This is a genomic window from Colwellia sp. BRX8-4 (genome assembly GCF_014077345.1).
GTDB lineage: Bacteria > Pseudomonadota > Gammaproteobacteria > Enterobacterales > Alteromonadaceae > Colwellia_A.
This window is the reverse complement of the sequence record NZ_JACGVS010000023.1, coordinates 50,716-63,294: the sequence shown is the minus strand read 5'-3', so window position 1 is coordinate 63,294 and position 12,579 is coordinate 50,716. Positions and strand designations below refer to the sequence as shown.

6 protein-coding genes are annotated in these 12,579 nt (G+C 38.1%); 4 read left to right on the top strand and 2 right to left on the bottom strand.

Annotation, left to right across the window (positions count from 1 at the left end):
* The first annotated feature begins 141 nt into the window (after positions 1-141).
* Positions 142-1,116 carry a transposase gene (locus tag H4J56_RS16435; protein ID WP_182259619.1) on the top strand — a complete coding sequence of 325 codons (975 nt, stop codon included), beginning with the start codon at positions 142-144 and terminating at the stop codon, positions 1,114-1,116.
* Between the two features lie 465 nt (positions 1,117-1,581).
* On the opposite strand, the gene H4J56_RS16430 is transcribed toward H4J56_RS16435, so the two are convergent.
* Positions 1,582-5,754 carry a hybrid sensor histidine kinase/response regulator gene (locus H4J56_RS16430; RefSeq protein WP_182259618.1) on the bottom strand — a complete coding sequence of 1,391 codons (4,173 nt, stop codon included), beginning with the start codon at positions 5,752-5,754 and terminating at the stop codon, positions 1,582-1,584.
* A 489-nt stretch (positions 5,755-6,243) separates the two neighbouring features.
* On the opposite strand from H4J56_RS16430, the gene H4J56_RS16425 reads away from it, so the two are divergent.
* The 3 genes from H4J56_RS16425 (at position 6,244) to H4J56_RS16415 (ending at position 11,425) form a co-directional block, all read left to right on the top strand.
* On the top strand, positions 6,244-7,830 hold the full coding sequence (locus H4J56_RS16425) for a methyl-accepting chemotaxis protein (RefSeq protein ID WP_182259617.1): 1,587 nt from the start codon (positions 6,244-6,246) through the stop codon (positions 7,828-7,830).
* 938 nt (positions 7,831-8,768) lie between these two features.
* Positions 8,769-9,227 (top strand): (2Fe-2S)-binding protein, encoded by a 459-nt coding sequence (locus tag H4J56_RS16420; RefSeq protein ID WP_182216211.1) that lies wholly within the window; start codon positions 8,769-8,771, stop codon positions 9,225-9,227.
* Positions 9,224-11,425, top strand: coding sequence for a xanthine dehydrogenase family protein molybdopterin-binding subunit (locus tag H4J56_RS16415; RefSeq protein WP_182259616.1), 2,202 nt, complete (start codon positions 9,224-9,226; stop codon positions 11,423-11,425). Before H4J56_RS16420 ends, H4J56_RS16415 begins: the two co-directional genes overlap by 4 nt.
* Positions 11,426-11,570: 145 nt before the next feature.
* Here H4J56_RS16415 and H4J56_RS16410 read toward each other — a convergent pair whose 3' ends face one another.
* A complete protein-coding gene (locus H4J56_RS16410) occupies positions 11,571-12,578 on the bottom strand; it encodes a cytochrome d ubiquinol oxidase subunit II (protein WP_182259615.1) in 1,008 nt (335 codons plus the stop codon).
* Position 12,579 lies beyond the last annotated feature (1 nt).

Here is a 12,579-nt window from a genome sequence, read left to right as displayed (position 1 = left end):
TAACAGAGGTTTTAACAGAGGTTTTAACAGAGGTTTTAACAGGACACCCAATCTAGTTTTAATAGGACGCCCAATCTAAATTGATCCTCCCTACCGATGCACTACACTGAAATAACCAAGCGACATAATCACAGGTGATTTATGGCTACGCCAAGGAAACAACAAATCAGTTTAATAGATACCCCTTATTACCATTGTGTTGCGCGTTGTGTTAGACGCGCTTTTTTATGTGGCGAAGATGCCTTGTCAGGCCAAAGCTTTGATCACCGCAGAGAGTGGGTAGAAGAGAAGTTACACTTTCTTATCGAGGTCTTTGCGATTGACGTGTGTGCCTATGCCGTAATGAGTAATCATTATCATGTTGTGCTATTTATTGATGAGGAAAAAGCAAAGCAATGGAGCATGAGTGATGTGCTTGAGCGTTGGCACCGCTTACACAAAGGCACGTTACTCACACAGCAATACTGTCGTGGCGAAGCGTTAGCGAAACCGTTACTGGATATCGTTAAAGAAACATCTGAGGTCTATCGAAAACGGCTGATGAAAATCAGTTGGTTTATGGGCTACATTAACGAAGGTATTGCCAGAGCAGCTAATCAAGAAGACAACTGTACTGGTCGATTTTGGGAAGGACGATTTAAATCTCAAGCATTATTAGATGAAGCAGCACTTGTTGCTTGTATGGCCTATGTTGATTTAAACCCCATTCGCGCCAATATAGCCAAAACGCCCGAAAGCTCAACGCACACCAGCGTCAAGCTACGCTGTGAGCAAGCAAAAAAAAGTCAACAACCCAATGCGTTACTCTCTTTTGTTGGTCACCCAAGAAAAAAAATGGTTAAGGGCCTAACATTTGAGCTTACTGATTACCTACAATTAATTGAGTTAACCGGACGTTGTATCAGAGAGGATAAATACGGTTTCATCGAAAACAGCCAACCCAATATACTCAGTCGATTAAACATATCAGCTAAAAACTGGCTAATCATTACCACCCAATTTAGCAAACAGTTTCATGGTGCGGTTGGTCACGAAGATGCCTTAAGTGATTACTGCGAACACCAAAAGTTAAAGCGAAGACAAAACTTAAGTCATTGCAATAAACTCTTTGCTTAAATTAACTACACTCATTTAAAACAGCTATAAATCTAACCAGTCTATCCTGGAGGATGGCACTTGTTAATAAATGAGTATTTTAGGTGTTAATTGACTGAAAATGAGTTTTTGCACCATCGTATATTATCAAAAGCCCTTTTTAATGATAACGACTGACAGTATATTGAAATATCGATGTGATGTTGTTAGATTTGAATTAAATTGAGTGTCTGCTTAAGTCACTTTAAAATAGCTTACATTATAAACAGGGTCGTACTTTCAAGAATGGCTTGAGCTTTAGTAAAGTCTGTTGAAAGGTTGTCTAAAGTTGATATCGGTAATAGTTCATTAGTGACTTATTTAAGGTAGAAAAGGCGAGGGCAGAGTTCGTACTCATATGTTAAACACCGATACTATAAAGAGAGCCTGTAACAAAATCTGTTACAGGCTCTATAAAGATAATAACTGCCAAGCACGACAATATCTTTATTTATGGCGCCACAACTTTAATTTTTCAAGCACCAACATTGGCTCGATTGGTTTGGTTAAATAATCATCCATACCCGCTTCTATACATTTTTCTTTGTCACCTTGCATCGCATTAGCTGTCATTGCAATAATAGGTATTGCGGTGTTTTCTACTCCAGCCTCACCTGCTCTAATTCTCTTTGTTGCTTCATAACCGTCCATTTCTGGCATTTGGCAATCCATGATCACAACCGTATAGGGTTTAATAACGGTCGCTTCTTTTAATCGATTTAAGGCGTCAACACCGTTAGTCGCTAAATCTGCGATTAAGCCGATTTTTTTTAAGACAGCTAGCGCTACCATTTGGTTTACTCGGTTATCTTCAACAAGTAGCACATGCATTTCTCTAGGCCAGTGACCTTTCATTGCACCGATATTAGGCTTTTTTATTGCTTCTAGGTCGATACTGTTATGCGCCGTTATTAATGTATCGGTATTATTTTTAATTACCGCTAAAGCATTAAATAAATTGTCGGTTGTTGCTGGTTTAGGAAAATAAGTACTACTACCCAAGTCTGCAAAGTGTTTAGCGTCGTGTTTTTCATCGATTGAGGTCATCATCACTAGTGCCATTGGGTCATAGCTTTTATTCGCTCGAATTATTTTAGCTAATGCTTCTCCATTCATCGTTGGCATTTCCATGTCCACTAATGCCAGATCAAATATCGTTGAATTTGATGAAGAAAAACACTCATCACAATGAAATAAAGCTTCCTTAGCACTTTTAGCTTCAGTGACGTTTATCCCCCAACACTCTAATTGTCTGCGTAACACCTCACGGCTAGTTTTGTTATCATCGACAATTAAAATATTTAACCTTAAGCCTGCTATCGGTGGCACTACTGGGGTCGATAATTCACTTTCTTGTACTAAACAAGATACTTTAAAACAGCTGCCATGGCCTATCTTACTTGATACCGTTACATCACCATTAAGTAGCTTACATAATTTTTTTGTTATACTTAACCCTAACCCGGTACCGCCATATTTTCTGGTTGTGGAAGCGTCAACTTGGCTAAATGAGCCAAACAGTAAAAATATTTTTTCTGCTGGAATACCAATGCCAGTATCTTGAATTTCACAACTAAATATAAAGTGATGAACTTTTTCGGCAGGTTCGAGTTTAGCTTTAATAACTATCTGACCTTGATCGGTAAATTTTATGGCATTACTTAAAATATTGGTGAGGATTTGTCGTATTCGTCCCGGATCTGATTTAATGAAAGAGCAGGGAATACCTGTTAAATCGAGTATTATTTCAACGCCTTTTCTTTGCGCGGCAAGTGAAATAGATTCAGCAAGCTCTGCCACTAAATTACGTAAATTAAAATCTATATACTCAAGTTCTATTTTACCCGCTTCAATCTTTGAAAGATCAAGAATATCATTAATAAGTGTCAATAATGCATGGGCACTGGTATTGGCTATGCTTACGTTTTGGGCTTGTTCTTTCGTTAGGTCACTATCCATGAGTAACCCCAGCATGCCTAAAACCCCGTTCATTGGTGTTCTTATTTCGTGACTCATATTAGCTAAAAATTCTGATTTAAGTTGTGTTGCTTCTTCAGATTTTTTTAATGCTGTAATTAAATCTTTAGCCTGCGTCTTTAGCGAAGCTGTTTTCTCAGTCACTTGCTCTTCAAGTGTTAAAACAAATTGCTTTTGTCTGTCTATTTCTGTCTGCTGTAAACGCGTTCTTAAATAAATGGTAATAAATACGACAATTAAGGTTAATAATACATATAAACTGTATGCCCACCAGGTTTTCCAAGGCGGTGGTGATATATACAAGTTGATCGACAGTAATTTCTTCCCCCACTCACCACTGCTATTTGTCGCTTTGACAAGCAGTTTATATGTACCTCCATCTAGATTAGTAAATGAAGCAATATTTCTATTACCGACTTCAATCCAATTATCATCATAGCCTTCAAGTTTATAAGCATATTTGTTTTTGTTAGGTGAAATAAAATCTAAAACAGAGAACTCAAAAGAGAAAAAGTAGTCATGATAAGTCAGTTCAATATCAGTGACATAAGAATAAGGTCTATCAAGCTTTATCGGCTGACCCATTTTATTAAAACCGGTTAAAACAATATTGAATTCGTCATTGGTTGTTTCTATATCTAAAGCACTAAAATACTCGATGCCGCGTTGGCTACTGGTGAAAAATGTCTCATTTGCACCTTTTACTAGGCTATTTGGATAATAATTCATTCCTAATAAGCCATTATAGCTGTCAAAATTAGTCACTTCTCCTGATAAAGGGTCTAATCTTGAGATCCCCTTATTGGTCGTCAGCCATAAATGACCACTTTTATCATCAGCAATTGCACGGATTAAAGATGTCGGTAATCCATTGTTTTTATCAAAATGTTTAAAGGTTTTTGTTTCTGGAAGATATAAGTTGAGTCCTTTTTGCGTAGCAATCCAAACGTTGCCATTTCCACTTTGATGGATATCCTGTACGATATTTCCTAATAAACTATCAGATTTTTTTTTATTACTTTGAAATGAAATGAACTTTTGTTCGTCTGCTTGCCAAAGATTTACACCGTTACCGGTTCCAACCCACATATTTTGTTTACTATCTTTAAATATTTTTAAAACTTCGGGATGAGATAATCCCAAAGATTCATTTAAATGAGTAAAGGTTTTAGTCGAAGGGTTATAGCGATAGACACCATTTTTATAAGTGCCAATCCAAAGGTACCCATATTGGTCCATGTTAAGGGCTCGTAACTCTCTGAACTCTTTATGGTTTGGATCTGTTTTAGGGTAGGTTAATAACTCAAGGTGTTGAGTGTCTAAGTTGAATTTAGCTAAACCTTCATCTTGTGCAACCCATAGACTGTTATTATCATCAAGAAATATAATGGGATTTTCTAATAGCCTATTAGCGCCATAGCCATTCTCATCACTAAAGATCGGTGCTGATAATGTGGCTAGTTTTTGTGATGATACCTGCCACTTATATAACTGCGATGACGAAGATACAATGACAAGATCACCATTAGCATCTGTTGTTATTCCATTTGGAGCGGTCAGTTCAGGGCTATTAATCGATTTAAATTTACGATGTGGTACTAACTTATATATGCCGTGAGTCTCGCTAGTGACCCAGATGGTTCTAGAGCTATCTTCGAAAATTATTCTCAGACCCTTATTATTGCCAAGGTCAAATTGTTCAATCTGAGGACCTGTGTTTGATTGTCGAAACAAACCTTTGCTGGTGACAAACCAGACATAACCCTCTTGGTCTTCAATCATAGAATTCACTTGATCTAAATATTGATTATCAAGTGTTTTTAATCGTGTAAAAAGACCATTTTCTTTATCGAAGGAAAATGGACCTTGTTGAGTACCTACATAAAGCTTGTCTTTTGACGTTTTTAAAATACTGCGTATTTCATTTGCGCCTGTTGGTGTTTTATTTTCTGGAGCAGGGAAAAAATGAGAAAAGGTTTGCTTCGTTTTGTCATATAAATTTAAACCATAGCTAGTTGCAATCCAGAGACTATTGCTATTGTTGTTTTCAATATCCCATATTCTATTATGAGATAAACTTGATGGTGAATCATCAGTTTTTGTAATATGTTCAAAGCTATTATTACCTAGATATCGACTAAGCCCTTTATCATATGAACCTAACCAAATATTGTCCACTTGGTCATGAAATAAGGATTGAATTCGATTAGACGAAATAGAAGCAAGGCGAAGCGGATCATGAATGAAATTACTAAAGCTTCCTGTTTTTGGTTCATATAGGCTAGCGCCTCCTCCCCAAGTGCCAATCCATATATTTCCGGCGTGGTCCAACATCAGGTTTCCAGCATCATTATGCGATAAACCGTTTGAACTCATACTATCAAATTGAAACAGGGTTGTTTTTCGACCATCATAGCGCATAACGCCATTTTCAGCGGTACCAAACCAAAGTAAGCCTTGATTATCCTGAATAATTGAATATATCTCAGAAGAAATAAAGCCATCTTCCTCGGTCAGCACTTTAACCGAGTATTCATTAATGAGCTTTGAAGTCGATTCATTACTATAAGCTGGAGCAATCGTTCCAATAAATAGGATAACAAAGCAGATAACGTGATTAACAAGCGATAAATTATATTTCATAAATATTAAGATTATCAAATCCAAGTAAGGTCAACAAAAAGTACAAAAAATCTTATTTAATTTAATAGGTTATAACGTTGCTAAAAGCGGATAAACCTAATTAAGGCACAAGCTTAGTTTTATTTACTCATGCATCGCCCCTGCAATGTAAGCCAAAAGCTTATCATCTAGTATGCTACTTTAGCTGTAATATTTATATAAAATTTTTGTCAATATTTAGTTGATTAAATAAAACTAAAGGCTGGTTGGGTCTTTTACTTATGTTAGCCAAGTGTATCATTTTATTTTAGGGGAAAAGTTTTAGGCCCAGGAAGTATTCACTTTTGTGTACTAAACGTTAACGGAGACTTTAGTAATACAATGATATTTATAATACTAAGGTCTACAGTGCATATTGTTTGATAATCATGTATTAATATAGTTATTAAAGACAAATTATCTATCTTTTATGTCTAATATCAATAAGGTAATATTATAGTGAGTCGTCATATGGAAAATAAATTACAGAAATCAGTGCTTGTTTCATTAGTCATTACCATAATAATCACTTTAATTACGTATGCTAGCCACAAAGTTTTTTCATCAGTATTGCTCGCTTCACTGAGTGTAGCAGTCGTTAGTTTTTTTGCTGTGTTTTTCGGTGTAAGTCGCTGCTATAAAAATATAAATAAAAACGAAACAAAAAAGCAACGTGATAATTTAACAACAGAATCTCTTGCCAATATTGGTCAATCTATCGGTAATACCGCCAGTGAGTTAGCGATTAATTCTGCAGAGGTCAGTTTCTTTTTAAACCAATTGGCCCAAGCGATAGAAATATCAAGTGAAGATGTCGACCGATTAGCGACTGCAGCGGAAGAAATGTCGGCTAACAGTAAGCAAATAAACGAAAATTCCTCATTAGCCTCAGAGCAAGCGAGTCTAGCAATGACCGCTAGCAGCTCAAGTTCAGCAAAGCTAAGCCACAACATTGATACCGTCAATGAGCTTCATCATGCGGTTAGTACCGCCACAAAAAAAATTGAATCACTGGCCAGCAAAACACAGCAAATACAGAGTATTACTGATGTAATAGATGGCATATCAAGCCAAACAAACTTACTGGCTTTAAATGCGGCGATAGAAGCTGCTCGCGCAGGCGAACAAGGTCGCGGTTTTGCTGTTGTTGCCGATGAAGTCAGAGCGCTGGCAGGAAAAACTGCTGATGCTACTCGAAAAATAGGTGACATGCTTAAACAAATTAGTGACGAAACAACTGAAACAACCCAAGTAATAGCGGAAATTGTTGAAAAAACTGATAGTGTTGTCGTCACCATGACTGATTTATCACAAGGTTTCAAAGACATTGATCAGCTTATGGCTGATTCATCGGGCGCAAGCGATCAAATAAGTCACGCTTTAAAAGAACAAGATTTAGCCGCTAATGAAATTTCAACCGCTATTATAAATTTACATGACTTTTTAGTGGATAAAAGCCACGAAACGAAGTCTGTATCAAAGCAAGCGACAACATTATCCAATGGCACCGAGTCGATATTTGTACATATCTCTAATTTTTCTAGTGAGACTTTAATAAGTAATATGTGCAATCAGGCGCAGTATACAGCCAGTAAAATTGGTCAGTTATTTGAAAAAAGTATTAAAAATAATGAGATAACAGAACTGCAGTTATTTGATTTTAATTATAAACCTTTGGGACTTACCGAGCCGAAAAAATTTACCACCAGTTTTGATAAATTCACAGACCAACATTTACCTGCTATTCAAGAGCCTTTATTAGTAGAATTCTCTAACATGATTTATGCAGGCGCTGTTGATATTAATGGTTATTTCCCTACGCATAACAAATGTTTTTCAAAGCCGCTAACTGGTAATCAGGCAATAGATGCTATTAATAATCGCACTAAACGTTTATTTAATGACCCTACAGGTATTCGCTGTGGAAAACACACAGATAAATTTTTATTACAAACCTATAAACGCGATACAGGGGAAATAATGCATGATGTTTCCGCACCCATTTTTGTTAATGGCAAACATTGGGGAGGTTTTAGAATTGGCTTTAAAGCGGGTTAATATAGTAAGTCTTATAAACAAAGAAGCAGGTCATTATTTACCACTGCCTACCTGATCTGAGTTGAAATAATATTGACCCGCAACAACCTAGATTAACAGTTAAATTTTATCTAGATAAAATAAACAATTGTATTTACGATGCCTTATCCATAGAGCTAATGAATGTTTAGCTTTAACTAGTTTTGAACGAGATAATGTCTAAGCGAAGGTTGCATAGCCATTACTCTCTACTTTTAGCTACTTTAGAATATGTTCAGCCTAAGAGAAGAAGCGTTTAGTCTATATTTTTCAATCAAAAGTTAGCCGTTAAAATTAATATCACCTTAAATCAGCGCAAAGCATCAGGTAAGCATTGCTGTTAATCTCCTCGGTTTGTCTAAAACTAACGTTAATGAATACTCCATAGTGGATGCTTTTTTTATTATTGTTAACCTTATCAACATCTAGTATTTACTTAATTAATCGTTAAATCTATCACATGTCGTTTTTAATAAAGGGCGACGATATCGTTTGCTTTGAAGTATTTTTTATTGGAAATTAAAGTCAGCTTATCTGCACTATCTTTAACGAAGTCACATTCTACCTCCTGAGAAAAACAGCTGGAATCTAACGATATTAAACATTAAATAGTAGGGGGGCACACTAAGAAATTGAGTGGTTATAAGGTAATTATTGACTGAAAATAGAAAGCAACATAATATTTATTTTATTCAATAAACGTGAATAACCTTTAATAGGTTCTGCTCAAAGTGATTAATTGCGAAGAACATCGTTGTAAATTATCAATAGCTGCTATTGTGACGAGAATAGTTTTTAGCGATGATAGTCACAAGTCCAAACACAATAACCGTCAGTTTTGATTTTTTAGATTGATCTTATCGATTGATTTTAGCGGCGATTTTTTATCTCTCTTTATAATGTTTTAGCAAGGAACCCCTATGATTTCTATCAACCTTAATGGCCGAGAACAATTATTTGATGTCGAAGACGATATGCCATTGCTTTGGTTGATCCGTGAAGAAGCCGGTCTTCGCGGCACTAAGTTTGGCTGTGGTATAGCACAATGTGGTGCTTGCACGGTTCATGTTGACAATCAGGCTGTTCGCTCTTGTATGTATCCGGCGGTTGCAGCCCAAGGTAAGCAAGTGAATACGGTTGAAACTCTCGGCTCAAAAGAGGCTCCGCACGCTTTACAGGCTGCTTGGATTAAACACCAAGTTCCTCAGTGTGGCTATTGTCAGTCAGGAATGATGATGGCAGCAGCTGCATTATTAGCGAGTACTCCTAATCCAAGTTCTGACGATATCGATACTGCAATGACCAATATCTGTCGATGCGGAACTTACAGTCGAGTTAAAGCTGCCATTCTTGATGTAGCAAAGGAGATGTCTTTATGAGTCTTACTCGTCGGATGTTCGTTTTTGGTGGTGCAGCGATTGGCGGCGGATTAGCGCTAGGGGTTATTGGTTTAGGAACACATTTGGCCATGCATGATCGCCTTGGTGTGCAGCGAGATGGCAACACCAGAGATACCTTGCTCAACTTGTGGCTTCGTATTAACAAAGACAATACCGTTACACTACTTTCTCCGCATACCGAACTTGGTCAAGGTGCCGGTACTGGTTTAACCCAAATAGTGGCCGATGAACTTGACTTGAATTGGCCACAAATCAAATTAGAGCTTGCGCCTGCGACCACTGCATTTTCCAATGGTGGCGTTTTTGAAGGCTTTGTTAGTGAAATGATTGGTAAGCCACCAGTCTGGGCAGAGCATATTGCTAGTAATGCTTTCAACCGTCTAGCCGACTTACTTAATATGCAAATGACTGGGGGTAGCGCCTCTATTCGTTTTACTGGCTGGCAAGTTATGCGTGAAGCAGCCGCAGCTGCACGTCAAATGCTGATTAACGCAGCCATCGATAAATACGGCGCAAGTACTAATACGACTACCGATGCTGGATATGTTGTTGATGGCGACAACCGCTGGAGTTATGGCGAACTGGTTGAGCATGCGGCAACTTTAGACGTTCCTGAAAACTACACACTTCGTGCAAAAGGTGATCGTAAGTTTATTGGTAAGGCAATGCCTCGTCATGATTTACCCGACAAAATATTTCTTGAAACACAATACGGTATCGATCGCCATGTGGAAGGGATGCGCTATGCAGCTATTGCACACAGCGGTGTCTTTGGCGCTAATGTCGCCACTATTGATAACTTAGCTGAAATTACCTCGATGCGGGGTGTGCTGGGTGTTGAAAATATGGGGCTATCCGTTGCTGTTATCGCTAATAATCCTTGGCGAGCAGAGCAAGCGATAAAAGCCTTAAAAATTACGGCAGCATCCCATAAAAATAGTGATTTAAGTTCAGCAAGTATTGAAAACTTTCAACGTGAGAGTTTACAAGGAGAATTAAGTGATGCCCACAATATTGGCGATGTAGCGTCTGTGTTAGGCGGTAGCGGTGAAACAGTTGAAGCTGAATTTTGGGTGCCTTATTTAGCACATGCTACTATGGAACCGATGAATGCGAGCGCTTGGCTAGAAGGCGATAAGCTTCATGTTGCTGCGGGTGTGCAAAATCCACTTTACGCTCGTGTTCATGCGGCAAAAGTCGCTAATATGGACGTAGAAGATGTTGTTTTTCATGCTCATTCAATGGGAGGAGGCTTTGGTCGTCGTGTCGGTTTTAGCATGAGTGAAGACAATCCAATAATGTGGATTGATGAAGTCGTCACTTTAGTAAAAAAATACAAGTTTCCTATCAAACTCACTTGGTCACGTGAGGCAGACACGAGACAAGATGTTTATCGACCGGCAGTTCTGGCAAAATTTTCAGCACAGCTTGACGAAAACGCTAAACCACGTTACTGGCTATCGGCAAGCTATGGCAGCGAAGGTGGTGCGCCAGCCTCTATGCCACCTTATAATGTTGATAATATTAAGGTGCAGTTTGCTAATCATCCTTCTCCTGTGCCTATTGGTTTTTGGCGTAGTGTCGAAAATAGCCAACATGCATTTTTCAACGAGAGTTTCATTGATATATTGGCTGAAAAAGCACAGGTTGACCCCATTAAATATCGATTAGCATTGCTCGATAATAACGACGATCATGCAAAATGCTTAAAGGAAGTGGCGCAGCTGTGTAATTGGCAATACGGTGTTAGCTCTGACGGTAAAGCGATGGGCGTTGCGGTACAAAAAAGTTTTGGCACTATGGTTGCTACCGTTGCTGAAGTTTCACTGCAAAATAACCAAGCGCTTGTTCATCGTGTTTGGATAGTGACTGACAGTGGCGTGGTGGTCAACCCAGACTCAGCAATCGCTCAAGTTGAAGGTGGTGTGCTCTTTGGACTAACGGCGGCACTTTATGGGCGTTGTGATATTGAAAGTGGTGGTGTTAAACAAAGCAATTTTCATGATTACCCTATTATTAAAATGGCTGAAGCGCCGATTGTTCAGGTGAAATTGCTTGAAAGTACTAATGAACCCGGTGGTTTGGGTGAGGTTGGCGTACCGACTATTGCCCCAGCAGTTGCAAATGCATTGGCGGTCTTAGGTAAAAGACCAATGCGTTTACCGATTAATGCTTAATATGATAGCCAAAGTATAATGACCTTAATTAAAAACCAGCCTTGTGGCTGGTTTTTAATTAAGAATGGCGCTTAGCAAAAATACTTAACAGAAGAACATTAATAATAAGTGTCTGTGCTTAGTTTATTTAAGGATAAACTCACGCTTAATAATATCTGAGCTCTCGCACCTTGCCCCAAAATACCCGATAAGAAAAGGCGGTATAACTAAATATAACCGGTACCACAATGAAGGTTCCCCATAAGAGAAAACTCAAAGATTCAGGTGCTGCGGCTGTTTCCCAAATAGTCAGCTTGTTAGGCACTATGTACGGAAAAAAACTAAAGGCTAAACCAAAAAAACATAGAGTGAAGATAATCACTGCCGCGACAAAAGGTCGCCAACAGCCTTTGTCATTTATTTTAGGTAGTTGCTTTAGTTGTATTAAGCTAAAAATAAATAACGCAAAGCAAATAGCGGGTAAGGTTAATATCAATAAAGTGTTTGGCCAAGCAAACCATTTTTCATAGACACCTGGGTTAATTAATGGATTAACAAAGGAGACAGCTATAATACCAAGGAAACAAATTAGTCCTGATTTTTTTGCCCAAGCTACCGCTTGTATTTGTAGTTCACCTTCAGTTTTCATAATTAACCAACAAGCACCTATATAGCTATAAGCGGCCGCAACACCAAAGGCACTCAGTAAACTAAAACAATAAGCGGCTACAGTGCTTTCAAAGCCCATAACATACATACCTAACATGTAACCTTGGCTTAAAGCAGCGAGTAACGAGCCTATTTTAAAGACTTTATTCCACGTAGGCTTATGACCAAAGGCCGCCTTAGCACGAAAATCAAAAGCTACACCACGAAGCACTAAACTAATTAATAATACCGCGGTGGGTAAATAGAGCTCTTTAAATATATAACTGTGCGCCGCAGGAAAGGCTATCAACAATAAACCAATCGCTAAGACTAGCCAAGTTTCGTTAGCGTCCCAAAAAGGGCCTATTGAAGCTATCATCGTATCTGCATTATCTGCATTATCTGTTTGATCGAGCGGTAGCATAATGCCAACACCTAAATCGTAGCCATCTAAAATGGCATAAAGTAAGATTGAAAGACCCATTAATGAGACAAAAATTAGCGCTAAGGTATTTTCTTCAAACATA

Bases quoted from the DNA above. Each gene is read 5' to 3' on its own strand.
- H4J56_RS16435 (WP_182259619.1), top strand. From the start codon at position 142: ATGGCTACGCCAAGGAAACAACAAATCAGTTTAATAGATACCCCTTAT.
- H4J56_RS16430 (WP_182259618.1), bottom strand. From the start codon at position 5,754: ATGAAATATAATTTATCGCTTGTTAATCACGTTATCTGCTTTGTTATC.
- H4J56_RS16425 (WP_182259617.1), top strand. From the start codon at position 6,244: ATGGAAAATAAATTACAGAAATCAGTGCTTGTTTCATTAGTCATTACC.
- H4J56_RS16420 (WP_182216211.1), top strand. From the start codon at position 8,769: ATGATTTCTATCAACCTTAATGGCCGAGAACAATTATTTGATGTCGAA.
- H4J56_RS16415 (WP_182259616.1), top strand. From the start codon at position 9,224: ATGAGTCTTACTCGTCGGATGTTCGTTTTTGGTGGTGCAGCGATTGGC.
- H4J56_RS16410 (WP_182259615.1), bottom strand. From the start codon at position 12,578: ATGTTTGAAGAAAATACCTTAGCGCTAATTTTTGTCTCATTAATGGGT.